The sequence below is a fragment of the Klebsiella indica genome, assembly GCF_005860775.1.
GTDB classification, from domain to species: domain Bacteria; phylum Pseudomonadota; class Gammaproteobacteria; order Enterobacterales; family Enterobacteriaceae; genus Klebsiella; species Klebsiella indica.
The window spans coordinates 37,502-62,201 of the sequence record NZ_VCHQ01000006.1; the positions used below are offsets into that span (position 1 = coordinate 37,502).

24 protein-coding genes and 5 tRNA genes are annotated in these 24,700 nt (G+C 55.0%); 9 read left to right on the top strand and 20 right to left on the bottom strand.

Features of this window, described 5'->3' with window-relative positions; all coding sequences use genetic code 11:
* Nucleotides 1-43 precede the first annotated feature (43 nt).
* The 18 genes from gshA to mltB all read right to left on the bottom strand — a co-directional run bounded on the left by gshA (nt 44) and on the right by mltB (nt 14,106).
* Nucleotides 44-1,600, bottom strand: a complete 1,557-nt coding sequence (gshA, locus tag FE839_RS05035) for a glutamate--cysteine ligase (RefSeq protein ID WP_138359750.1) — start codon at nt 1,598-1,600, stop codon at nt 44-46.
* Nucleotides 1,601-1,666: 66 nt separating this feature from the next.
* Entirely contained in the window at nt 1,667-2,095 is a 429-nt protein-coding gene (locus tag FE839_RS05040; protein WP_138359751.1) for a YqaA family protein, read from the bottom strand.
* Complete coding sequence (gene yqaB, locus FE839_RS05045) at nt 2,092-2,658, bottom strand: fructose-1-phosphate/6-phosphogluconate phosphatase (RefSeq protein WP_138359752.1); 567 nt, start codon at nt 2,656-2,658, stop codon at nt 2,092-2,094. The genes FE839_RS05040 and yqaB overlap by 4 nt, the downstream gene beginning before the upstream one ends.
* Nucleotides 2,659-2,785: 127 nt before the next feature.
* A complete protein-coding gene (locus tag FE839_RS05050) occupies nt 2,786-3,100 on the bottom strand; it encodes a BON domain-containing protein (RefSeq protein WP_138359753.1) in 315 nt (104 codons plus the stop codon).
* Nucleotides 3,101-3,399: 299 nt separating this feature from the next.
* Nucleotides 3,400-3,476: transfer RNA gene (locus FE839_RS05055), tRNA-Arg, on the bottom strand.
* Between the two features lie 178 nt (nt 3,477-3,654).
* Nucleotides 3,655-3,731 (bottom strand) — tRNA-Arg (locus FE839_RS05060).
* Between the two features lie 186 nt (nt 3,732-3,917).
* Nucleotides 3,918-3,994, bottom strand: a tRNA-Arg gene (locus FE839_RS05065).
* A 174-nt stretch (nt 3,995-4,168) separates the two neighbouring features.
* A tRNA-Arg gene (locus FE839_RS05070) sits at nt 4,169-4,245 on the bottom strand.
* A 4-nt stretch (nt 4,246-4,249) separates the two neighbouring features.
* Nucleotides 4,250-4,342: transfer RNA gene (locus FE839_RS05075), tRNA-Ser, on the bottom strand.
* A 323-nt stretch (nt 4,343-4,665) separates the two neighbouring features.
* The gene (gene csrA, locus FE839_RS05080; protein WP_000906486.1) at nt 4,666-4,851 is read right to left on the bottom strand and encodes a carbon storage regulator CsrA; all 186 of its coding nucleotides are present in this window, start codon (nt 4,849-4,851) and stop codon (nt 4,666-4,668) included.
* 235 nt (nt 4,852-5,086) lie between these two features.
* Nucleotides 5,087-7,714 carry an alanine--tRNA ligase gene (gene alaS / locus FE839_RS05085; protein ID WP_138359754.1) on the bottom strand — a complete coding sequence of 876 codons (2,628 nt, stop codon included), beginning with the start codon at nt 7,712-7,714 and terminating at the stop codon, nt 5,087-5,089.
* A 130-nt stretch (nt 7,715-7,844) separates the two neighbouring features.
* Entirely contained in the window at nt 7,845-8,345 is a 501-nt protein-coding gene (gene recX, locus FE839_RS05090; RefSeq protein ID WP_138359755.1) for a recombination regulator RecX, read from the bottom strand.
* A gap of 67 nt (nt 8,346-8,412) precedes the next feature.
* Nucleotides 8,413-9,471 (bottom strand): recombinase RecA, encoded by a 1,059-nt coding sequence (gene recA / locus FE839_RS05095; RefSeq protein WP_138359756.1) that lies wholly within the window; start codon nt 9,469-9,471, stop codon nt 8,413-8,415.
* Nucleotides 9,472-9,551: 80 nt separating this feature from the next.
* Nucleotides 9,552-10,049 (bottom strand): nicotinamide-nucleotide amidase, encoded by a 498-nt coding sequence (pncC, locus tag FE839_RS05100; RefSeq protein ID WP_138359757.1) that lies wholly within the window; start codon nt 10,047-10,049, stop codon nt 9,552-9,554.
* 320 nt (nt 10,050-10,369) lie between these two features.
* The gene (locus FE839_RS05105) at nt 10,370-11,248 is read right to left on the bottom strand and encodes a metal ABC transporter substrate-binding protein (protein WP_138359868.1); all 879 of its coding nucleotides are present in this window, start codon (nt 11,246-11,248) and stop codon (nt 10,370-10,372) included.
* Between the two features lie 7 nt (nt 11,249-11,255).
* Entirely contained in the window at nt 11,256-12,119 is an 864-nt protein-coding gene (locus FE839_RS05110; RefSeq protein ID WP_138359758.1) for a metal ABC transporter permease, read from the bottom strand.
* Nucleotides 12,116-12,826 (bottom strand): metal ABC transporter ATP-binding protein, encoded by a 711-nt coding sequence (locus FE839_RS05115; protein ID WP_171034825.1) that lies wholly within the window; start codon nt 12,824-12,826, stop codon nt 12,116-12,118. Before FE839_RS05115 ends, FE839_RS05110 begins: the two co-directional genes overlap by 4 nt.
* Before the next feature lie 203 nt (nt 12,827-13,029).
* Nucleotides 13,030-14,106 (bottom strand): lytic murein transglycosylase B, encoded by a 1,077-nt coding sequence (mltB, locus tag FE839_RS05125; RefSeq protein ID WP_138359760.1) that lies wholly within the window; start codon nt 14,104-14,106, stop codon nt 13,030-13,032.
* A 261-nt stretch (nt 14,107-14,367) separates the two neighbouring features.
* Between mltB and srlA the strand changes: the two genes are divergently transcribed.
* The 7 genes from srlA (at nt 14,368) to gutQ (ending at nt 19,357) form a co-directional block, all read left to right on the top strand.
* Nucleotides 14,368-14,931: a PTS glucitol/sorbitol transporter subunit IIC gene (srlA, locus tag FE839_RS05130; protein WP_138359761.1), complete on the top strand. Its 564-nt coding sequence runs from the start codon at nt 14,368-14,370 to the stop codon at nt 14,929-14,931.
* Nucleotides 14,928-15,905 carry a PTS glucitol/sorbitol transporter subunit IIB gene (srlE, locus tag FE839_RS05135; RefSeq protein WP_138359762.1) on the top strand — a complete coding sequence of 326 codons (978 nt, stop codon included), beginning with the start codon at nt 14,928-14,930 and terminating at the stop codon, nt 15,903-15,905. Before srlA ends, srlE begins: the two co-directional genes overlap by 4 nt.
* Before the next feature lie 13 nt (nt 15,906-15,918).
* On the top strand, nt 15,919-16,281 hold the full coding sequence (srlB, locus tag FE839_RS05140) for a PTS glucitol/sorbitol transporter subunit IIA (protein ID WP_138359763.1): 363 nt from the start codon (nt 15,919-15,921) through the stop codon (nt 16,279-16,281).
* 17 nt (nt 16,282-16,298) lie between these two features.
* Nucleotides 16,299-17,078, top strand: a complete 780-nt coding sequence (gene srlD, locus FE839_RS05145; RefSeq protein WP_138359764.1) for a sorbitol-6-phosphate dehydrogenase — start codon at nt 16,299-16,301, stop codon at nt 17,076-17,078.
* Nucleotides 17,079-17,197: 119 nt separating this feature from the next.
* On the top strand, nt 17,198-17,557 hold the full coding sequence (gene gutM, locus FE839_RS05150) for a transcriptional regulator GutM (RefSeq protein ID WP_138359765.1): 360 nt from the start codon (nt 17,198-17,200) through the stop codon (nt 17,555-17,557).
* Between the two features lie 68 nt (nt 17,558-17,625).
* Nucleotides 17,626-18,399 carry a glucitol operon DNA-binding transcriptional repressor SrlR gene (srlR, locus tag FE839_RS05155; protein ID WP_138359766.1) on the top strand — a complete coding sequence of 258 codons (774 nt, stop codon included), beginning with the start codon at nt 17,626-17,628 and terminating at the stop codon, nt 18,397-18,399.
* Nucleotides 18,392-19,357 carry an arabinose-5-phosphate isomerase GutQ gene (gene gutQ / locus FE839_RS05160; RefSeq protein ID WP_138359767.1) on the top strand — a complete coding sequence of 322 codons (966 nt, stop codon included), beginning with the start codon at nt 18,392-18,394 and terminating at the stop codon, nt 19,355-19,357. Before srlR ends, gutQ begins: the two co-directional genes overlap by 8 nt.
* On the opposite strand, the gene norR is transcribed toward gutQ, so the two are convergent.
* A complete protein-coding gene (gene norR, locus FE839_RS05165) occupies nt 19,320-20,864 on the bottom strand; it encodes a nitric oxide reductase transcriptional regulator NorR (protein WP_138359768.1) in 1,545 nt (514 codons plus the stop codon). The genes gutQ and norR overlap by 38 nt on opposite strands.
* Nucleotides 20,865-21,050: 186 nt before the next feature.
* Here norR and norV point away from each other — a divergent pair, with 186 nt between their 5' ends.
* Complete coding sequence (gene norV, locus FE839_RS05175) at nt 21,051-22,481, top strand: anaerobic nitric oxide reductase flavorubredoxin (protein WP_138359770.1); 1,431 nt, start codon at nt 21,051-21,053, stop codon at nt 22,479-22,481.
* On the top strand, nt 22,478-23,611 hold the full coding sequence (gene norW / locus FE839_RS05180; protein WP_138359771.1) for an NADH:flavorubredoxin reductase NorW: 1,134 nt from the start codon (nt 22,478-22,480) through the stop codon (nt 23,609-23,611). Before norV ends, norW begins: the two co-directional genes overlap by 4 nt.
* A 70-nt stretch (nt 23,612-23,681) precedes the next feature.
* On the opposite strand, the gene FE839_RS05185 is transcribed toward norW, so the two are convergent.
* Nucleotides 23,682-24,695 (bottom strand): HoxN/HupN/NixA family nickel/cobalt transporter, encoded by a 1,014-nt coding sequence (locus FE839_RS05185; RefSeq protein ID WP_138359772.1) that lies wholly within the window; start codon nt 24,693-24,695, stop codon nt 23,682-23,684.
* Nucleotides 24,696-24,700 lie beyond the last annotated feature (5 nt).

Below are 24,700 nucleotides of genomic sequence, written 5' to 3' on the forward strand. Positions count from 1 at the left end.
GGCCACAGAAATGTGGCCGTTTTCTTTTTTACGGCACGCAAAACTACGCATGTCTTGCCAGTAACGCGGCAAACGGCTCGCTATCCGCCACTTCGACTCTACGCTGGCGCTCCACTGATGCTTCACGCTCGGCCACAAAATCCTCTTCGCGTAAAATCTCCAGCGGTTCTTCACGCAGTATCGTCCGATATCGATCGGCCAGCATCCTGCCGATGCCGCCAATACCTTCTTCAAGCATAGACCGCAGAATGCGCGCAGAGAAGGTTAATTCCGGGTCGTCAAAACAAGCGATCAGCTCATCGCAAACCTGCTGATACGCCTGGCATCCGTGAATGCTATCCAGCGTTTGCGCTACACGGCGTAAATCACGGAACAGATCTTTCCCTACCTGAGCCAACGGGAACTGGGCAGTTTCGCAACCAATGCCCAGCGTTAGCCCAGGCTTACGACCTTCAAGAATCACACGATTCCAGTTTTTACGCGTACACAGCAGTTCATCGCTGCTCATTTCTGGCGCATCGGCCAGCACGCACCAGACCATAAACAGATCCAGGAAGCGCACCTGTTGCTCATCAACACCAATCGGTGAAAAAGGGTTAATATCCAGGGAGCGCACTTCGATATATTCGATACCGCCGCGCAGCAGCGCATCAGAAGGCGTTTCGCCGCTGCGAGCCACACGTTTCGGACGAATCGGCGCGTACAGTTCGTTTTCGATCTGCAATACATTGCTGTTGATCTGCAGACGCTTGCCGTCTTTCTCCAGACCAATTTTGGCATACTCTTCAGAAGGCGTTTTAATCGCCCGCTTCAGTCCTGCCACATACTCATTCAAATCGTTAAACGTAATACCAAGATTACTTTGCGACTTATTGGTATAACCCAGATCACTCAGGCGCAGAGAGGTCGCGTAAGGCAGGTAATACATCCCGTTACTGGCTTCCTCAAACGGCAGTGTCGTCGTTTTCCCTTGCAGGAACGAAGAGCAAATCGCCGGAGATGCGCCAAACAGGTACGGGATCACCCAACCAAAGCGGTAATAATTGCGAATTGCACGGAAATAGCCTGCTGAAATGGCCTCTTTTCCGCTTTCCACATCCTCAACTCCGCACTTAGCCTGCCAGAAAGCCATGGGCAGAGAGAAGTTATAGTGTACGCCGGAGATGGTTTGCATCAGCGCGCCATAGCGGTTTTTCAGCCCTTCGCGATAGAGCGTTTTCAGGCGACCGATATTTGAGGTGCCGTACTGGGCCAGCTCAATATCCTGGCCAGGCGCGATATAGCAAGGCATACTTAGCGGCCACATCCGCTCGTCACCAATATGGCGCGCGGTATAACGATGCACATCGCGCATAAAAGTGAGCATATGCCGGATATCACCATCAACAGGTGTAATAAATTCCAGCAAAGCCTCGGCAAAATCGGTGGTAATCCATTTATGCGTCAGCGCTGCCCCCAATGCTGCCGGATGACCGGTAGTGGCCAGCGTGCCATCAGCATTGACGCGCAACGTTTCGCGTTCAAGACCACGTTGAATACCTTTCAGAGCCTGCGGATTTTTTTCCAGCCAGGCCAGCGCCTGTGATACGTCCGGGATCAATTTGACCTCCCGCCTGTCGAAATCATTTGAATTAGCATAATTGTAATGGTCGAACAATCAGTCCAATTAGTGCCACCACGTCATGCCCTGAAGCGTTATCGCCGCGATGGCGATATAGCGTAATGCTTTGCCAAGGCACAAGAAAAAGAGCACTGGTCCCCAGGAAATGCGCATCCATCCCGCCAGTAAACACAGCAAATCGCCTATAACAGGCGCCCAACTTAATAATAGCGCGGCCGCGCCATAGCGTCTTAACCAGCCGGACGCCTTCTCCTGCCAGCGCGATGTTTTGCGCAGCGGAAATAAGCGCCCCAGAATAACGTTAGTTACCCCTCCAAGGCTATTACCGATTATTGCTGTTAAAATCAGTAACCACGGCTGGCTGGCCCCTGCCAGTAGCATAGCAATCAACACCACTTCCGAATTACCGGGAAGCAGCGTTGCGCTCAAAAAACTACTGGCAAACAGCGAAATCAGCGACAGCGCGTCGCTCACAATCGTCGCACGTCCACGGCATCCATTCCGGCGCGCTTCGCCGCCTGCAGACCAAAGTCCGCATCTTCAAAGACAACGCATTTTTCCGCCGGCACGCCCATGCGTTCAGCGCAAAGTAAGAAGGTATCGGGCGCGGGTTTATGGTTTACGACATGATCGGCGGCAACCACCGCAGAGAAGTAGTGGCGCAGCCCCAGATGAGCCAACAGCGCTTCCGCCACGGCGCTCTCGCTGCCAGTACCAACCGACATGGGACGACGACCGTGCCACGCCTTAACCACCTCAATCAGCGGCAAAGGGCGAACACTATCAAGAAGCATCGCCTTCACAGCGTTCGTTTTTTCCTGCGCCAGTTGGTGAGGATCTAAATCAGCCTGATTTAATTCGATAATGGCCTGAGCAATCCGCCAGGTTGGAGAACCATTAAGCGCGACCATAGCCTGCATATCGAAACGCATGCCGTAACGTCCCAGAACCTCGTTCCATGCCTTACGATGCGTCGGCTCAGTATCGAGGATCGTGCCATCCATATCAAAAATCAGTCCTGCATAACGTTCGTACATCGTGTTCTCACCCGCCGGTTAAGGAGAGGTTACTGTAACGCAAAAGGCCGGTTTTGTCGCTGCCAGCGACAAACGCAACAAAGGCGCTTTATCGCGCCTTTGTTGGTAATAATATCGTTTTGTGCGTTTATTTGATTCTTAAATCGTTCTCAACCACGCGAACACCCTGTACTTTTCGCGCCACGTCCACCGCCCGTCTGGCGATCTCGGCTGATGAGACAAAGCCGCTGAGCTGTACACGCCCTTTAAAGGTTTCGACACTAATTTCAGAAGACTTAATCTCCTTGTCATTGAACAACGCGGCTTTTACTTTAGTCGTGACCACCGTATCGTCAATGTACCCGCCGGTACTCTCCTTGGTAGGCGAACCCGCACAGCCTGCCAACGATACGGCTACCAGAAGCGTCGCGCAAAACGCAGATATGGCTTTGAACCATTTCATGGATTTCTCTCCTTGCATTTATATCACCCAAAATCAGGTTGTATACAAGGATAAACTATAGTGGAAAGAGGGAGTTGCCAATGAAAAAAGTGCTGAAAAAGATTGTGAATTATTACTCTGGAGAGGGATTAAAAAGACAACTGGAGGTTATTTTAGCAGGAAAACAGAGGAATTCTACAGGATGACTTGTTTTGCCACTCGCCCTTCGGGCCGTTGCTGAAGCAACGTTATCCTCCCTGGCGCTGGCGGCTATCTCGCAGACCATGAAATAACAACGCTGCTGTTATTCTGGAGAATAATGGTGCATCCGGGAGGATTCGAACCTCCGACCGCTCGGTTCGTAGCCGAGTACTCTATCCAGCTGAGCTACGGATGCATAAGAAACTTGTTTACTACGCGTCAGTGTCACATCTAACACCTGCCACACTGCGTAAAGAGGATGACTCACGCGGTTCGCCCTGCGGGCCGTTGCTGAAGCAACGTTATCCTCCCTGGTGCTGGCGGTTATCTCGCAGACCACGAAATAACAGTGCTGCTGTTATTCTGGAGAATAATGGTGCATCCGGGAGGATTCGAACCTCCGACCGCTCGGTTCGTAGCCGAGTACTCTATCCAGCTGAGCTACGGATGCATAAGAAACTTGTTTACTACATTTACTACGCGTCAGTGTCACATCTAACACCTGCCACACTGCGTAAGGAGGATGACTCACGCGGTTCGCCCTGCGGGCCGTTGCCAGAGCAACGTTATTCTCTCTGGTGCTGGCGGTTATCTCGCAGACCATGAAGTAACAGCGCTGCTGTTATCTCGGAGAATATGGTGCATCCGGGAGGATTCGAACCTCCGACCGCTCGGTTCGTAGCCGAGTACTCTATCCAGCTGAGCTACGGATGCATAAGAAACTTGTTTACTACATTTACTACGCGCAGTGTCACATCTAACACTTGCCACACTGCGTAAGGAGAATGGCTACGCGGCTTGCTCTTTGGAAGCAACGTTATCTTCTCCGGCACTGGCTGCTTTCTTGCAGACCATTAGACAACAGCGCTGCTGTTCCCCTGGAGAAGATGGTGCATCCGGGAGGATTCGAACCTCCGACCGCTCGGTTCGTAGCCGAGTACTCTATCCAGCTGAGCTACGGATGCAAAATGGCGGTGAGGCGGGGATTCGAACCCCGGATGCAGCTTTTGACCGCATACTCCCTTAGCAGGGGAGCGCCTTCAGCCTCTCGGCCACCTCACCACACGCCTCTTACGAGTGCTTCGAAGAACTTGTTTGCGCTCTTCGTCGCTGCGATGGCGCACATATTACTTTCTGGTACCTATAAGTCAAACGATTTTTCGAGACCTTTTTTTCGTTTGCACACTTCCCGCGCAATTAGACGGTGAAAACGGCAAAAAGAGTATTTTATCAACAAGAAATTGACGATCACACCGCTATGAAAGGAAAAAATAGCTGTAACGGATATCAGGGAATAGTCAAAAAAGAGAAGCAATCGAAGAAGAAAAGTGAGGAAAATAGCGGGCAGAGAGAGGCGCCTCACCGAATAGCGAGGCGCGAAAACCTTAGTAACTGGACTGCTGGGATTTTTCAGCCTGGATACGCTGGTAGATCTCTTCACGATGGACAGAGACTTCTTTAGGGGCATTAACGCCAATACGTACCTGGTTACCCTTAACCCCTAAAACTGTCACAGTGACCTCATCTCCAATCATGAGGGTCTCACCAACTCGACGAGTCAGAATCAGCATTCTTTGCTCCTTGAAAGATTAAAAGAGTCGGGCTCTCGTATCCCGGCATTATCTATCATATAACGCCAAAACGTAAGCGATCACAAACACCCTACAGTGTAAGCAGCCGCGGCATCACATTCTGTGAACCTAAGTTTAGCCGATATACACAACTTCAACCCGACTTTATCGTTATCAGTGCTTCTCGCGCAAGATGCCGCCATCCGGGAACGGCAGCATCTATTGTTTATAGTTATTACAGTTTTGCGCTTACCCAGCCTTTCACACTGGCCAACGCAGCAGGGAGAGCAGACGCATCCGTACCACCGGCTTGCGCCATATCCGGACGACCGCCCCCTTTTCCGCCCACCTGCCGGGCGACCATACCAATCAGTTCCCCTGCTTTCACGCGGTCTGTCACATCCTTAGACACTCCGGCAATAAGAGAAACCTTACCATCTGCAACCGTGGCTAATACGATAACCGTTGAACCCAACTGATTCTTCAGGTCGTCCACCATGGTACGCAGCATTTTCGGCTCAACGCCAGCCAGCTCGCTGACCAGCAGTTTAACACCGTTAATCTCTTCCGCTTTACTGCTGAGGCTTGCGCTCTCCTGCGCCGCAGCCTGCTCTTTCAGTTGCTGAAGCTCTTTTTCCAGTTGGCGGCTGCGTTCTAACGCGGCGCGCACTTTGTCGCCGAGGCTGTGGGTATCCCCCTTCAGCAACTGCGCAATATCGCTCAGTTGATCGCTTTGCGCATGCAGCCATGCAATCGCGCCTTCGCCAGTGACCGCTTCAATACGGCGCACGCCTGCGGCAGTGCCGGACTCAGACGTAATACGGAACAGGCCGATATCACCGGTGCGCGAGGCGTGAGTGCCGCCACACAGTTCCGTGGAGAAATCCCCCATACTTAGCACGCGGACGCGATCGTCGTATTTCTCACCAAACAGCGCCATAGCGCCTGATTTACGCGCAGCATCAATATCCATGATATTGGTTTCGATTGGCAGGTTGCGACGAATTTGCGCGTTGACCAGATCTTCTACCGCCCGGATCTCATCCGGCTTCATCGCTTCAAAATGCGAGAAGTCAAAACGCAGCGCCTTGTCGTTGACCAAAGAACCTTTCTGCGCGACGTGCGTCCCAAGAACCTGACGCAATGCCGCATGCATCAGGTGCGTTGCGGAGTGATTCAGACGGATACGCTGCCGACGAGCTTGATCGACATCGGCCTGAACCGCATCGCCTGATTTCAGCGAGCCGCCGATCAGTTTCCCGATGTGACCAATCGCCTGACCGTATTTCTGGGTATCACTGACCTGGAAGGAAAAACCGGCACCCTTCAGTTCGCCTTTGTCGCCCACCTGACCACCGGATTCAGCGTAGAATGGCGTCTGATCCAGAATAACCACCGCCTCCTGGCCCGCATTCACTGTTTCAACCGCTTTACCGTCGATAAACAGGGCTGTCACTTTAGCGTTTAGTTCCAGGCTGTCGTAGCCTTTAAACTCAGAGGCGCCGTCAACACGAATCATCGCATTGTAGTCGGCACCAAAACCACTGGATTCACGCGCGCGACGACGCTGCTCTTCCATCGCTTCGTCAAAGCCCGCTTCATCAACTTTAATATTGCGTTCACGGCAGACGTCTGCGGTCAGATCAACCGGGAAACCGTAGGTATCGTACAGACGGAAAGCGGTTTCTCCGTCCAGCGTATCGCCTTTCAGTTTAGCCAGTTCTTCGTCCAGTAGCGCCAGTCCGCGCTCCAGGGTGCGGGCAAACTGCTCTTCTTCAGTTTTCAGTACCTGCTCAACCTGAGCCTGCTGCTGTTTGAGTTCTTCACCCGCTGAGCCCATGACATCAATCAACGGAGCAACCAGTTTCCAGAAGAAAGTATCCTTCGCGCCCAGCATGTTGCCATGACGAATAGCACGACGAATAATGCGGCGCAGCACGTAGCCGCGGTTTTCATTCGACGGCGTAACGCCATCGGCAATCAGGAACGCGCAGGAACGAATATGGTCAGCAATAACGCGCAGCGATTTGTTAGACAGATCGGTCGCGCCCGTCACGCCAGCCACGCTGTTAATCAGATCGCGGAACAGATCGATTTCGTAGTTGGAGTTTACGTGCTGCAGCACAGCAGCGATACGCTCCAGGCCCATCCCGGTATCAACGGACGGTTTCGGCAGCGGTTCCATCGTCCCGTCAGCCTGACGGTTAAACTGCATAAAGACGATGTTCCAGATCTCAATATAGCGATCGCCATCTTCTTCGGGACTTCCCGGAGGGCCCCCCCAGATATGGTCGCCGTGGTCGAAAAAGATTTCGGTACACGGACCGCACGGCCCGGTATCACCCATCTGCCAGAAGTTATCAGAAGCAAAAGGCGCGCCTTTGTTATCACCGATACGGATAATACGCTCGTGCGGTACACCGACTTCATTCGCCCAGATATCAAAGGCTTCATCATCGGTTTCGTAAACGGTCACCCACAGTTTTTCTTTCGGTAACGCGAACCAGTTTTCTCCGGTCAGCAGTTCCCATGCATATTTAATAGCATCCTGCTTAAAGTAATCGCCGAAGCTGAAGTTACCCAGCATTTCAAAAAAAGTGTGGTGACGCGCGGTGTAACCGACGTTTTCCAGATCGTTGTGCTTACCACCCGCACGAACGCAACGCTGCGCGGTAGTCGCGCGCGAATAATTACGTTTGTCGAGACCAAGGAAAACATCCTTGAACTGGTTCATCCCGGCGTTGGTAAACAGCAGGGTCGGGTCGTTATGCGGCACCAGGGAGCTGCTCGCAACTACCTGATGTCCTTTACTATGGAAAAAGTCGAGAAACGCCTGACGGATCTCAGCGGTGCTCTTGCTCATAATTATCCTGAAATCAAGCTAACGAAATGTCGCTGGCAGCCCCTACCCAGTATTGACCGGCAGGCTACTCACGAAAATAAAGTGGGAATAAGATAAGTTTTCTTCACGGGGAAGTAAAATCCCGGATGGGTCAATCTGCAAAATTTCGCCAGATTTCCTGGATATCCTCCATCAGATAGCCGCGGTAGAGCAAAAAGCGCTGAATTTTGACTTTCTCGGCAAATACGGTGGGCAGGGGTTCGCCATATTTTCGCTGCGCCTGCTCTTTGGCAAGCCGCACCCAGTCAATTTCGCACTCGCGCATGGCTGCCTCTATCGTCTCACGAGAGATCCCCTTCTGCTTTAGCTCCTGACGGACGCGCGCCGGGCCGTATCCCTTGCGGCTACGGCTGGCAATAAACTGATGAACAAAGCGTTCGTCGTCCAGATAGCGGTTATCAATGCACCACGCGACAACGTTTTCAACCTCTTCCTGAGTCGCCTCCAGTACCTCCGGGCCATTCTTCCCCATGACCGGAGCTGACAGCTTACGTCTTAGCTCCCGTTCACTGTGGTCGCGCATGGCGAGAATTCGCATAGCGCGATCAAGCAGGCGAGCATAGCCAGAGCGGCGGGATGAAGTTTCAGTCACGGAAGCCTCGCTAATCAAAAAGCCAAAGGGCCGCAGAAGCGGCCCTTTTTAGTCTGTGCAGACAATATCAGAAATCTTGTGCGGTTTCTGCTTCGCTGTTGCCATCAACCGCGAAATCCGGTGTGGAATCCTGATTGCTCAGCAGCAGTTCACGGACTTTCTTCTCGATCTCTTTTGCCGCAGCCGGATTCTCTTTAAGCCAGGAGATCGCATTCGCTTTGCCCTGACCGATTTTATCGCCGTTGTAGCTGTACCAGGCACCGGCTTTCTCAATCAGCTTCTCTTTCACGCCGAGATCGACCAGCTCACCGAAGAAGTTAATACCTTCGCCGTAGAGGATCTGGAATTCAGCCTGCTTAAACGGCGCGGCAATTTTGTTTTTCACCACTTTAACGCGGGTTTCGCTACCGACAACATTATCGCCCTCTTTCACTGCGCCGATACGACGGATATCCAGACGAACGGAGGCGTAGAATTTCAGCGCGTTACCACCGGTGGTGGTTTCAGGGTTACCGAACATTACGCCAATTTTCATACGAATCTGGTTAATGAAAATCAGCAGCGTATTGGACTGCTTCAGGTTACCCGCCAGCTTACGCATCGCCTGGCTCATCATGCGTGCCGCAAGGCCCATGTGAGAATCGCCGATTTCGCCTTCGATTTCCGCTTTCGGGGTCAACGCCGCAACGGAGTCGACAACGATGACATCTACCGCGCCGGAACGGGCCAGCGCGTCGCAGATTTCCAGCGCCTGTTCGCCGGTATCCGGCTGGGAGCAAAGCAGGTTGTCAATATCAACGCCCAGCTTACGCGCATAGATGGGATCCAGCGCGTGTTCTGCATCGATAAACGCACAGGTTTTACCTTCTCGCTGCGCCGCAGCGATGACCTGCAGAGTCAGCGTCGTTTTACCGGAAGATTCAGGCCCATAAATCTCGACGATACGCCCCATCGGCAGGCCGCCAGCGCCCAGGGCAATATCCAGAGAAAGCGAGCCGGTGGAGATAGTTTCCACATCCATAGAACGGTCTTCACCCAGGCGCATGATGGAACCTTTACCGAATTGTTTTTCAATCTGGCCCAGTGCTGCCGCCAACGCTTTCTGTTTGTTTTCGTCGATAGCCATTCTAACTCCTCTCATGCCGGGTGTTACCGGATAGTCAATTCTGTTCTGTTGAGGCAATTATACTGTATGGTCATACAGTATCAAGTATTTTGTAGAAATTGTTGCCAGAGGAGTGTTAACGCATACGCCGTTGCCTGACGGCGCACCGACTCACGGTCTCCGGAGAAACATTCGCATTGGGTAACCCCCTGGCCGCTGGCGCTGGCAACGCCAAACCATACGGTCCCAACCGGCTTTTCCACACTGCCGCCATCCGGTCCGGCAATGCCGCTGACCGATATCGCATAATCCGCGCGAGCCGCGCGAAGGGCGCCAATCGCCATCTCCACCACAACCGGTTCACTCACCGCGCCATGGTCGAGTAGCGTCTCTTCATTGACGCCGATCATCTGCGATTTCGCTTCATTACTGTAAGTGACGAAACCACGCTCAAACCATGCCGAGCTCCCCGCGATATCGGTAAGCGTTTTGGCTACCCAACCGCCGGTGCAGGACTCTGCCGTGGTCACCGTTGCGCCGCGCGCTTTCAGTGCCTGCCCCACTTGCTCACTCAGTTGCATTAATTCTGAATCAGTCATTCGTTGCCCCACGTAGGCCATATAAAGAAGCCATCAAAGATAGCACTTTCAGCGGAAATATGGGGATGAAGTGGCAATTTTACGAGGGGTCTTGCGAAAAACATCGTCCACGCTGGCTCAGCATTAGCCGGGAACGGTCAGGCTTATCCGTACCGCCATTCGCCGCCGATAAGAGAGTTGAATTCGAGGTTATCAGGAATGAGCGCGCACAGAATCACGGCATACAGCTATTGCTGAATGAAGCTTTAGTCTACGGCGCTCAGAAAGAAAACAGATATCGAATGGTCATGACTAACCGGCCCATCACGGGCCGGCTTCATTTATTTCATACTCGCAGCGATCAGTTGCACGTTATGACGCATCATTTTCACGTAGCTGTCCGCCACGCCGCCCGGTCTGGAGAGCGCTTCAGGATAAAGTTCGCCGCCCGGTTGCGCACCCGTTGCGCTGGCGATCTGTTTAACCAGTCGCGGGTCGAGCTGATTTTCCATAAACCAGGTATGCACGCCGTCAGCTTTAATTTGTTTGATTAACGCCGCCACCTGCGCCGCGCTGGCTTCACTTTCCGAAGACAGGCCCTGCGGCGCGAGGAAGGTTACGCCATAAGCGCGGCCAAAATAGCCGAAAGCGTCATGGCTGGTCAGTACCTTACGCTTTGCTTGCGGAATAGCGCTGAACTGTTTTTTGGCCCAGCTATCGATCTCTTTGAGCTGGCTGATATAGGCTTTGCCGGAGGCCTCCAGTGCGGTTTTATCCTGCGGATCGGCCTTAACCAGACCGTTGAGGATATTCTGCGCATACAGCGCGCCGTTTGCCGCGCTGTTCCAGGCGTGCGGATCGGTTACCGTCTTTCCGTCTTCATCAAGGGTATGGGTTTTCACGCCTTTGGACGCAACAACCAGTTCGCCTTTAAAACCAGAGGCTTTAATTAATCTGTCGAGCCAGCCTTCCAGTCCGAGGCCATTCACCACCACCACATCAGCCTTACTGAGCAGCGCACTATCTTTCGGCGATGGTTCGAAGGTATGTGGGTCGCCGTCAGGGCCCACCAGCGAATCCACATGCACATGCTCACCGCCAACCTGCTGTACAATATCGCCTAAAACGGAAAAACTACTCACCACATTCAGCGTTTTCGCCATTACCCCTTGCGATGCCAGGCCTAACGCCAGCGCCAGCAAGATCCCGGTACGTTTCATCATTTTCTTACCCCATTAATTTACGCCAGCCGACAACCAGCCGACTGCGCGTGCCAAAAAACACTGAAACAAAAAAGATGCCGCTGGCGGTCAGCACAATGGCGGGCCCGGCAGGCAAATTCGCCGCCCATGACAGGCTCAGCCCCATCCACGCGCAAAAGCCGCCGATGAGCGCCGCCAGCAACAGAATCCCCGGCAGCGTCTTCATCCAACAGCGCGCTGCCACCGCGGGTAGCATCATGACGCCCACCGCCATCAACGTGCCGAGAACCTGAAATCCCGCCACCAGATTGAGCACCAGCAAGGCGAGAAACAGACCGTGCAACAGCGCGGGCAAGCGTCGGGAGTTCACCTGTAGCCAGACGCTATCGAAAGCTTCGCTGACCAGTCCGCGATAAAACAGGGCGATACACATCAGCGTCAGGCTGGCGACACCGGCAACAAACAGCGCAGAATCGCTGTCGACCGCCAGAATCGAGCCAAACAGCAGATGCAACAGGTCGACGTTTGAACTGCGCAACGATACCAACGTGACGCCCAGCGCCAGGGAGCCGAGATAAAATCCGGCAAAGCTGGCATCCTCTTTTAACGGCGTGCGACGACTGACCCACCCCGCCACCAGCGCAACCACAATCCCGGCGATAAAACCGCCGACGCTCATCGCCAACAGAGACATTCCGTTAAGCAGGTAGCCCACCGCCACCCCGGGCAAAATCGCGTGAGATAGCGCATCGCCCATCAGGCTCATGCGCCGCAGAAGCAAAAAGACGCCAAGCATGGTGGTGCTCAGCGATAACGCAAGGCACACCACCAGCGCGCGGCGCATAAAACCAAATTCGATAAACGGCTGAAAAAAGGTATGCCAGATCATGCCAGCCTCACGGAGTTAAATGCGGGTAGCACATCGGGCGTGTTCCCCCAGCGGGCGCGCTGCGGCGTCAACAGCATCGTTTCCGGGAAATAGTCGGTCACTCGCTGGTTATCGTGCAGCACCGCGAGGATCGTCTGGCCCTGCCGATGCATGTCGAGGATCAGCGCCATCAGTTCGCGACTGGTCGCTTCATCAATGCCGGTAAACGGCTCGTCCAGCATCACCAGCGGCGCCCGTTGCACCATCACTCTGGCAAATAACATGCGCTGAAACTGACCGCCGGAAAGTTCCTCGATCGGTGTTTTCGCCATCGCCGACATCCCTACCCGCTCCAGCGCCGCAGAGATGCGCTGACGCACCTCTCCGCGCAACCCGCGCAGTAACGACACCCGCGGCCAGGCGCCCTGGCTGACAACATCCTGCACCGTCAACGGAAACTGGGACTCCAGCGCATGCCGCTGCGCCAGCCAACCGATAATGGGCCGCCCGTTGCGCCAGCTCAGTCGGCCGCTTACCGGCGGAATAAATCCGGCCAGCGTCTTCAACAACGTCGATTTACCACAGCCATTCAGACCAACGATGGCCGTCATGCTCCCCATCTCTATGGTGCCGCTCAATGATGGAGTAATCGCCAGGCCCTCGTAGCCTGCCACCAGATGATCAAGCTCAATCATGGCAACGACACCGCCCACCAGGTCGCCAGCCACAGCACGGCCAGTAAGGCGCAGGCGATTGCCAGCCGCGTTGCACCAGAGGCCATCAGTATGGAAATCAATTTTCTCACCTCAACAAAACGTTATAACGTAACAATATTGAAAGATGAGCAAAATGTAAATTGGTGTCAACGAAAGGAAATGCTGCAAAATGTTACGGACTCGTCTTAGAACGGAGAGGAGTCCGTAAGTCAGGATTACTGTATGCGGGCCTGAGAAACCGCCAGCCCCAGTTGCCAGACGGCCATTGCATAATGGGTGCTGTGGTTATAGCGAGTAATGGTGTAGAAATTCGGCAGACCGTACCAGTACTGATATCCCGTGCCGATATCCAGCCGCAGCAGGCTTACCTGCTGGTGGTTGCCCAGCGGTTGAGTCGGCGTCAATCCTGCTGCCGCCAGCTGCGAGACGCTGTATTTGGTTTTAAAACCGTCGTTCAGCCCCGGCGCCTGGCCCATCGCCTGTACCGCCACCAGATCGCCGTTCACCCAGCCATGCTGTTTAAAGTAGTTCGCCACACTGCCGATGGCATCCACCGGATCCCACAGGTTGATATGTCCATCGCCGTTAAAGTCCACCGCGTACTGGCGATAGGAAGAAGGCATAAACTGACCGTAGCCCATCGCCCCGGCGAAGGAGCCTTTCAGGTCAAGCGGATCATCTTTTTCGCTACGCGCCATCAACAGGAACGTTTCCAGCTCGCTGGAGAAATATTCGGCGCGACGCGGGTAGTTAAACGACAGCGTCGCCAGCGCATCAAGGATGCGAGTTTTGCCCATCACCCGGCCCCAGCGGGTCTCTACGCCAATAATACCGACGATAATTTCCGGCGGCACGCCGTAAACCTGATACGCACGATTAAGCGCATCCTGATACTGATTCCAGAACGCCACGCCGTTCTGTACGTTAGCCGGGGTAATAAACTGTTTTTTATAGCGCAGCCAGGCGCCATTCGGCCCTGACGGCGGCAATCTGCTCGGTGCCTGACGGTCCATCAAACGCAGAACGTAGTCCAGACGTTTGGCCTGCGAGAGGATGTCATGCAACTGCTGCCGGTCGAAACCATGTTTACTGACCATTTTGTCGATGAACTGCTCTGCCGCCGGATTATTGGCGAAATCCCCCCCCATCTGCATTACGTTATGCTGCGGATCCAGCAAAAAACCGCCCGTACCGCCCGCTATTTCCGTTTCTGCGGGAGTGTGGGGTTTGCTGCTACAGGCAGCGAGAATGAAACACAAGGGGAGTAAAGCCAGAGAGCGACGCTTCAACATGGGACATCCATTTAACAAATCGGCAAGAGATCGTTATGGTAAAACATGCGCCCGCTCACAAGGAAGCGCAGGTAATGTAAATTCTTTTTTATTGCCACTTTTTCCTTATCACTCGTCACATCCATTCTTTCTCTCGCACAAACTTTCAAAATAAAATATTTATCTTTCATTTTGCGATCAATTTAACACTTTTAAATCTTTCAAAGTGATTAAAATTGGCCGCCAGTTAGCAAGAAAAATAACACGCTGAAGGAGAGAACAATGATTGATGTCATTACCCACGCCGCCGAATGGTTTATCGGCCTGTTTCAGAAGGGAGGTGAGGTGTTTACCGGAATGGTTACCGGGATCCTGCCCCTACTGATCAGTCTGCTGGTGATCATGAACGCGCTGATCAATTTTATTGGTCAGCAACGGATCGAAAAGCTGGCGCAACGCTGCGCCGGTAATCCGATCTCCCGCTATCTGCTGTTGCCCTGTATCGGTACCTTCGTTTTTTGTAATCCGATGACCCTGAGCCTGGGGCGCTTTATGCCCGAGAAATACAAACCGAGCTACTACGCGGCCGCTTCTTATAGCTGCCACTCAATGAATGGCCTGTTTCCGCATATCAATCCCGGCGAACTGTTTGTCTATCTGGGGATCGCCAATGGGCTGACCACCCTCGGTCTGCCGCTGGGGCCGCTGGCGGTGAGCTATCTGCTGGTTGGTCTGGTAACCAACTTCTTCCGTGGCTGGATAACCGATCTGACCACATCGATTTTTGAGAAAAAAATGGCCATTCAACTTGAACAGAAAGTTCGTCTGTCAGGAGCGACATCATGACGCGTATTCGCATTGAAAAAGGCACCGGCGGCTGGGGCGGCCCTCTCGAACTGGACGCCGTTGCCGGTAAAAAGATTGTCTATATCACCGCAGGCACCCGTCCGGCGATCGTCGATAAAATTGCCGGTCTGACCGGCTGGCAGGCGGTAGATGGTTTTAAAGAGGGCGAACCGCCGGAAGCGGAAATCGGCGTGGCGATTATCGACTGCGGCGGCACCCTGCGCTGCGGTATCTATCCAAAGCGCCGCATCCCGACCATTAATATTCACTCTACCGGTAAATCCGGCCCGCTGGCGCAGTATATCGTTGAGGATATTTACGTTTCCGGCGTTAAAGAAGAGAACATTACCGCGCAGGAAGGCAGCCGCGCCCCGGCGCCAGAGGCTGCGCCAGCCCAGTCAGCGCCCCGTGACTATGATGCCAGCAAGAAAATAACCGAGCAAAGCGATGGCCTGCTGGCGAAGATCGGCATGGGAATGGGCTCCGTCGTGGCGGTGATGTTCCAGGCCGGTCGCGACACCATTGATACGGTGCTGAAAACTATTCTGCCGTTTATGGCCTTCGTTTCGGCGCTGATTGGCATCATTATGGCCTCCGGCGTCGGCGACTGGATCGCCCACGGCCTGGCGCCCCTCGCCAGCCATCCGCTGGGCCTCGTTACCCTGGCGCTCATCTGTTCTTTCCCCCTACTGTCGCCGTTTCTTGGCCCTGGCGCAGTCATCGCGCAGGTTATCGGCGTGCTGATTGGCGTCCAGATTGGTCTTGGCAATATTCCACCGCATCTCGCCCTGCCCGCGCTGTTTGCCATTAACGCCCAGGCCGCCTGCGACTTTATTCCGGTTGGCCTGTCGCTGGCGGAAGCTCGTCAGGAGACCGTGCGCGTCGGCGTACCGTCAGTGCTGGTGAGCCGCTTCCTGACCGGCGCGCCAACGGTACTGATCGCCTGGTTCGTTTCCGGGTTTATTTACCAATAAGAGGTTCCTGAAGATGACCGTGATTTACCAGACCACCATTACGCACATTGGCGCCAGCGCGACGATGGCGCTGGCAGACCAGATGCTGATCACTTTCCGGGAGGGCGCCCCGGCCGATATCGAAGAGTACTGCTTTATTCACAACCACGGCGAGCTGTCCGGCCCGCTGCTGCCAGGCGCAGAGCTCCAGCTTGGTGAACAGCGCTATCCGGTGACCGCCGTCGGCGATGTCGCTGAGCAAAACCTGCGCGAGCTCGGCCATATCACGCTGCGTTTTGATGGACATCACGAAGCGGAGTTCCCCGGAACCGTCCACGTGGCGGGCCCGGTGCCGGAAACCATCGCCACCGGCTGCGTACTGAAATTTGTTGCTTAAGTTGTAAGGAGAAAATTATGAATCAGGTTGCTGTTGTCATCGGTGGGGGACAAACCTTAGGGGAGTTTCTGTGTCGTGGGCTTGCCGCAGAGGGCTATCGTGTCGCCGTTGTCGATATTCAGAGTGATAAAGCGACCCGCGTCGCACAGGCCATTAATGCGGAATATGGCGAAGGAAGGGCTTACGGCTTCGGCGCAGACGCCACCAGCGAAGCCAGCGTTGTCGCCCTTGCCCGCGGCGTGGACGACATATTTTCCCGCGTTGACCTGCTGGTTTACAGCGCCGGAATCGCCAAAGCGGCCTTTATCAGCGACTTCGCGCTGGGCGATTTCGACCGCTCGCTACAGGTTAATCTGGTGGGCTACTTCCTCTGCGCCCGTGAGTTTTCCCGGCTGATGATCCGCGACGGGATTAAAGGGCGCATCATTCAGATCAACTCCAAATCCGGCAAAGTCGGCAGCAAGCATAACTCTGGCTATAGCGCGGCGAAGTTCGGCGGCGTGGGGCTAACGCAGTCTCTGGCGCTGGATCTCGCGGAATATGGCATCACCGTGCATTCTCTGATGCTGGGCAACCTGCTGAAGTCGCCAATGTTCCAGTCCCTGCTACCGCAGTACGCCACCAAACTGGGGATCGCCGAAGATCAGGTAGAGCAGTACTACATCGATAAAGTGCCGCTGAAACGCGGCTGCGATTATCAGGATGTGCTTAATGTGCTGATGTTTTACGCCAGCCCACAGGCTTCGTACTGCACCGGGCAGTCTATTAACATCACCGGCGGGCAGGTGATGTTTTAAAACAGGCGTCCCGGATTACGCTGCGCGTATCCGGGCGACAGAAGCAGAGCGTCCCTCGGGCAAGGCGTGCGCGCCGCGCCCCGGGGATTTCCCGACAACACACCGCTAAGGAAACTGATATGGTTAACACATTAATCACCGTCGCCGCCCTCGCCTGGATAACTCAACTCATCTTTGGCGGCTGGCAAATCAGGCAATTTAATCACGCCTTTGATCAACTCAGCCAGAAAGGACGCGTTGGCGTTGGCCGTTCCGCTGGCCGGTTCAGGCCGCGCGCCGTCATCGCTATCGCCGTCGACGAGCACGACCGTATTCGCGATACGTTGTTGATGAAAGGTCTCACCGTTTTCACCAGGCCGCAAAAAATCCCTGCGCTTAACGGCAAACATATCGAAGAATTGCAGCCTGATGTGATCTTTCCCAATGATCCTCTCTGTCAGAATGCACTATTATTAGCGCTTAATCCGAAATACCTATAATTTCGTTGTGAAAGTTAATATCTTGCGAAATTATCACTTCGAAATTTTAACCGCAGGATACAACACCTATGAAACCACGTCAGCGCCAGGCTGCCATTCTTGAACATCTGCAATCGCAGGGCAAATGTTCGGTCGAAGAACTGGCGCAACACTTCGACACCACCGGCACCACCATCCGTAAGGATCTGGTCATCCTTGAGAATGCGGGGACCGTTATTCGCACTTACGGCGGCGTCGTGTTAAATAAAGACGAGGCCGACCCGCCCATCGACCACAAGACGCTGATCAACACCCATAAAAAAGAGCGGATTGCGCAAGCCGCCGTCAGCTTTATACATGATGGCGACTCGATCATTCTCGATGCCGGCAGTACGGTGCTGCAAATGGTGCCGATGCTCAGCCGTTTCAATAACATCACCGTGATGACCAACAGCCTGCATATCGTTAACGCGCTTTCCGAACTGGATAATGAACAAACGATCCTGATGCCGGGCGGCACCTTCCGCAAAAAATCGGCCTCTTTTCACGGCCAACTGGCGGAAAACGCCTTCGAACACTTCAGCTTTGACAGACTGTTTATGGGCACCGACGGCATTGATTTAATCGCTGGCGTCACCACCTTCAATGAGGTTTATACCGTCAGCAAAGCCATGTGCAATGCGGCCAGAGAAGTTATCCTGATGGCCGACTCATCGAAATTTGGCCGTAAAAGCCCCAATATCGTCTGCGGCCTGGAGAGCGTGGATAAACTGATTACCGATGCCGACATCGACCCGGAATTCCAGCGAGCGCTGGAGGACAAAGGAATTGAAGTCATTACTACTGGAGAACATCATGAGTAACGTGCTGCTGGAAGCCGGACGCCAGACCCTGTTGCTGGAACTTCAGGAGGCAAGCCGCCTGCCTGAACGCCTGGGCGACGACTTTATCCGCGCGGCGGAAACCATCATCCACTGCGAAGGCAAACTGATTGTCTCGGGTATCGGTAAATCGGGCCATATTGGTAAAAAGCTGGCCGCCACCTTCGCCAGCACAGGGACGCCGGCCTTTTTCGTGCATCCGGCGGAAGCGCTGCACGGCGACCTCGGGATGCTCGACAGCCGCGACGTGATGCTGTTTATCTCCTATTCCGGCAGCGCCAAAGAGCTGGATCTCATCGTCCCGCGTCTGGAGGAAAAAGCCATTCCGCTGCTGGCGATGACCGGCAAATCCGCTTCACCGCTGGCGCTGGCGGCCAAAGCAGTGCTCAATATCGCCGTAGAGCGAGAGGCCTGCCCGATGTACCTCGCCCCGACCTCCAGCACCGTCAACACCCTGATGCTCGGCGATGCGCTGGCGATGGCGGTGATGCAGGCGCGGGGATTCAGCGAAGAGGATTTTGCCCGCTCGCACCCGGCTGGCGCGCTGGGCGCGCGGCTGCTGAATAAAGTTCATCATCTGATGCGTCGCGATAACGACGTGCCGCGCGTGTCTATCGACGCCAGCGTTATGGACGCGATGCTCGAACTCAGCCGCACCGGACTGGGGCTGGTGGCAGTCTGCGATGAGCGCAATCGTGTCCAGGGCGTATTTACCGATGGCGACCTGCGCCGCTGGCTGGTAGGCGGCGGCAGCTTACAGGATATTGTCAGCCAGGCAATGACCCGTAACGGCGTAACGCTGCAGGCAGACAGTCGCGCAATAGAAGCCAAAGAGCGCCTGATGAAGCACAAAATCAGCGCCGCTCCGGTAATTGATGAGAACGGCCAGCTGGTCGGCGCCATCAACCTGCAGAGTTTTTATCAGGCCGGGATCCTTTAAGCCCGAGACGCTTCGCCAGCCGGTGCAGGTTGGCAACATCAAGATCCAGCGCCCGGGCGGTGGCTGCCCAGTTACGGTTGTTATCCGCCAGCGCTCTGGCAAGGGTTGCACGCTGAAACGCCTCCGTCGCCGCGCGCAAACTCACGACTTCAGCCACTGGCTGCGGGCTTATGCCCGGCAGACCCGGCGCTTCAACCGTGAACTGAAAATGCTGTGGCTCCAGCACCACCTCATTACCCGCCTGGGTCGCCCGCGCCAGCACCACCGCCCGATGAATGGCATGCTCAAGCTCGCGTACATTACCCGGCCATGACCAGGCAAGCAGCCTGGCGCGTGTGGCCTCGCTTAAAATCACCTGCGCCAGCCCCATGCGTAAACGGCACTGCTCGCAGAAATAGCCCGCCAGCAGCACCACGTCATTTCCCCGTTCGCGCAGCGCCGGAACCGACAGCGGGAACACGCTCAGACGATGATAAAGGTCGGCGCGGAAACGCCCCTCCACTACCTCGTGGCGCAGGTCGCGGTTGGTGGCCGCCAGAACCCGCACATCGACCCGCAGGCTGCGATCGTCACCGACCCGTTGAATATCGCCATATTGCAGCACCCGCAACAGCTTGGCCTGCAGCGCCAGCGACAGTTCACCAATTTCATCGAGGAAAAGCGTCCCGTTATCCGCCATTTCAAACTTGCCGCTGCGGTTGCTTATCGCCCCGGTAAACGCCCCTTTAACGTGACCAAACAGCTCGCTCTCCGCCACGCTCTCCGGTAAAGCCGCACAGTTGAGATATACCAGCGGATTAGCCACCCGCGGCGATCCCTGATGAACAGCCTTCGCCACCAGCTCTTTACCGGTGCCGGTTTCACCGCTAATCAGGACGTTTAGATCGGAAGCGGCGACGATATCGATCTCTTTTTTCAGTTGCTGCACCGACGCCGACAGACCAATAATTTCCTGGCGTTCGGATACCGGGTAAACGCTGGTCGGCTCCGGCAGCACATTTTGATTTTCCAGCCTGGCAATCAGCAGCGCGTTATTGAGCGCCCCGGCCACGAGGGCGGCAATCAGGCGCAGTTCCTCATCGCTGAAGCTATCGAAACGGTCCGCATCCATGCCATCAAGGGTAAGGGCGCCAATCAACGTTTGCCCGGCAAACAGCGGCAGCCCGACGCAGGCGTGTACCTTCAGACTCTCCAGGCCGGGGATCAACCCATCATAAGGGTCCGGCAAATCGCTGTCTGCGGGGAACCGCACCACATCCCCGGCGCGGGCAATCGCCTCCAGCCGCGGATGCCCTTCAAGGGCGAAGCGCCGCCCGAGCACATCCTGAGCCAGACCATCAATCGCCAGCGGCACAAACTGATGCGCTTCATAGCGCAACAGCGCAGAAGCATCGCAACCAAGGATCTGTCGCAGAGTGGCGATCAGGCGCGAGAAACGATCGGCATGACCAAGATCGCTTTGTAAATCAATGGCGATTTTCGCCAGGGCTTCGACGGAAAAACTCATTGTCGCCTCATTGTCATTTTGACAATAAAAAGAGTCATAATGACTATTATGACCATTGTCTTTTTGACATCAATAGTTTTAATGAAAATATTAAAACATTAAAAATCAAATAATTAAAAATTGGCACGCACCTTGATATAAGCAACATATCTGTTTTTAAACCATGCTGAATTTATTGAGGTTGCTATGTCAATTCTGGTTAAGAATAACATTCATTGGGTGGGCCAACGTGACTGGGAAGTCCGTGATTTTCACGGAACCGAATACAAAACGCTGCGTGGCAGCAGCTATAACAGCTATCTCATCCGGGAAGAACAAAATGTGCTGATCGATACCGTCGACCATAGATTCAGTCGCGAGTTCGTGCAGAATCTGCGCGGCGAAATTGACCTCGCCGATATCGATTACATCATTATTAACCATGCCGAAGAAGACCATGCCGGCGCGCTGACCGAACTGATGGCGCAGATCCCGGACACCCCGATTTACTGTACCGCCAATGCCATCGACTCCATCAACGGCCATCACCATCATCCGGAGTGGAACTTTAATGTGGTGAAAACCGGCGACAGCCTGGATATCGGCAACGGCAAGCAATTGATCTTCGTGGAAACACCGATGCTGCACTGGCCGGACAGCATGATGACCTACATGACTGGCGATGCCGTGCTGTTCAGCAACGACGCCTTTGGCCAGCACTACTGCGATGAACGTCTGTTCAACGACGAAGTGGACCAGAACGAACTGTTCGAACAGTGCCAGCGCTACTACGCCAACATCCTGACCCCGTTCAGCCGTCTGGTCACGCCTAAAATCACCGAGATCCTCAGCTTCAACCTGCCGGTAGAGATGATAGCCACCTCCCACGGCGTGGTATGGCGCGATAACCCAACGCAGATCGTTGAGCTGTACCTGAAATGGGCGGCGGACTATCAGGAAGACCGGATCACCCTTTTCTATGACACCATGTCCAACAACACCCGCATGATGGCCGACGCGATTGCCCAGGGCATCAATGAAGTTGACCCGAACGTGGCGGTGAAAATCTTTAACGTCGCCCGCAGCGATAAAAACGACATTTTGACCAACGTGTTCCGCTCAAAAGGCGTGCTGGTCGGTACCTCAACCATGAACAACGTAATGATGCCGAAAATTGCCGGTCTGGTGGAAGAGATGACCGGCCTGCGTTTTCGTAACAAACACGCCAGCGCCTTTGGTTCCCACGGCTGGAGCGGCGGCGCGGTTGACCGTCTGTCCACGCGTTTGCAGGACGCGGGATTTGAAATGTCCCTGAGCCTGAAGGCCAAATGGCGTCCGGATCGCGACGCCCTGGCGCTGTGCCGCGAACACGGTCGCGAAATCGCCCGTCAGTGGGCCCTCTCCCCGCTGCCGCATAACCAGGAGAACGCCACGGCTTGCGCAGCGGCAGCCACCGTTGATTGCGGTCCGAAAATGCAGTGCGGCGTTTGCCAGTGGATTTACGATCCAGCGAAAGGTGAACCGAACCAGGATGTCCAGCCCGGCACGCCGTGGAGCGAAGTCCCGGATAACTTCCTGTGCCCTGAGTGTTCTCTGGGTAAAGATGTGTTTGATGTTCTGGCATCGGAGGCAAAATGAGTGCTGGCATCGTTATCATCGGTTCGGGCTTCGCGGCCCGTCAGCTGGTGAAAAATATCCGCAAACAGGACCTGCAAATCCCGCTGACGTTAATAGCCGCCGACAGTATGGATGAGTACAACAAACCGGATCTCAGCCATGTGGTCAGTCGCAAACAGAACGCCGACGATCTGACCCTGCAAACGGCGGGAGAGTTCGCTGAGCAATATTGTTTGCGCCTGTTTCCGCACACCCGGATAAGCGAGATCGACGCCGATAATCAGGTGGTGAAGAGCCGGGCGCGCGAGTGGCCCTATGACAAGCTGGTGCTGGCCACCGGCGCGATGCCGTTTATTCCGCCGGTGCCAGGACGCGAGCTGATGCTGACCCTGAACAGCCAGCAGGAATACGGCGCGGCGCAGAGCCAGCTACGCGACGCCAGGCGGGTGCTGATTGTCGGCGGCGGCCTGATTGGCTGCGAGCTGGCGATGGATTTCTGCCGCGCCGGGAAAGCGGTGACAGTAGTGGATAACGCCGCCAGCGTGCTGTCGGCGCTGACGCCGCCGGAGGTGAGTAGTCGTTTACAGCATCATCTGACCGATAGGGGCGTACATCTGATGCTGAAATCGCAACTTAAAAGCCTGGAGCAGCGCACTGATGGTATTCGCGTCACTGTGGACCGTGAACGCACGGTGGTCGTTGATGCGGTGGTCGCTGCTGCCGGTTTGCGCCCGGAAACAGCGCTGGCGCGGCATGCGGGCCTGAAGATTAATCGCGGCGTAGTGGTAAACAGCCAGTTGCAAACCAGCCATCCGGCGATATACGCCCTCGGCGACTGCGCGGAAATCAACGGGATGATCCTGCCGTTCCTGCAGCCGACTCTGCTGAGCGCCATCTGCCTGAGCAAAAATCTGCTGGCCTGGCAGAGCGAACTAAAACTGCCGCCGATGCTGGTGAAAGTCAAAACGCCGGATTTACCGCTGCACCTGGCGGGCGATACGCTGCGTGAGGATCTGACGTGGAATATCGTTGCCGCTAAAAACAGTATGGTGGCGAAAGGCGTGGATGCCGAAAACCAGTTGCGTGCTTTTGTGGTCAGCGAGGACCGCATGAAAGACGCCTTTAGCCTGCTCAAACAACTGGCCAGCTAAATGGCCAGAACGGACGTTATTCCCGGAGGCGGCCAATTTCCCTTACCGCTTCCGGGAGACTATCCCCAATCTACCTGGCCAGCTTGTCGTAACCGCGCCAGCGATAGTTAAGCACCGACAACACCCAGCAGGCCACAAATAGCCCCACAACGGCAAACCCCGCATCGCCAAGATGATCATTTAATGCGCCAATCCAGCGCCATACTCCGCCGCTCAGGGAAAACTTATCCATCAACAGCCCCAGCGCCTCCAGGCCGCCGATAAACAGCGCCACCACCACTGAAGTACCGGTAATGGTCATATTGTAATAGAGCTTGCGCTGGGGTTTGCTGAACGCCCAGCCGTAGGCGCCGACCATCAGCACGTTATCGAGCGTATCCACCAGCGCCATCCCGCTGGCGAACAGCGCCGGAAAAACCATAATCGACCAGATCGACATCCCGCTCGACGCGCTGGCGGCGGAAATCCCCAGCACGCCGATCTCCGTCGCCGTATCAAAGCCGAGACCAAACAGAAATCCCACCAGATACATCTGCCAGCTGCGGCTGATGAGGCGAAAGGTTTTGGCAAACAGCCAGCTCATCATGCCGCCGCTGGCCGCCACCTCATCGCTGACCTTTTCGCCCTGCTTCCACGCCTGAAAGCTGCGCCAGACGCTGCGCAGAATAACCAGGTTGATAAACGCCATCACCAACAAAAACAGCGCCGACACGGCGGTACCGATCACGCTGCCGGTATCGTGAAACCAGCTCATCTGCTGGCCGAATGCGGTAGCCGTAGCGGCAATCGCCGCCGAAGCCAGCACCACAATCGACGAGTGCCCCAGCGAAAACCATGCGCCAACGGCGAAAGGCCGTCGCCCCTGCTGCATCATTTTGCGCGTAACATTATCGATCGCCGCGATATGATCGGCATCCACCGCATGACGCAGACCGTATCCCCAGGCCAGCAGGCTGGCGGCCATCAGCGCGCCGCTATCGCCAAATGCCGCAAACGCCCAGATCCAGGCCAGCAAATTGGCCACAATTAACACCATCACCAGCGCCGTCGCGCGCGGCTGCTGACGCAAAATCGTCACTATCATGTTGC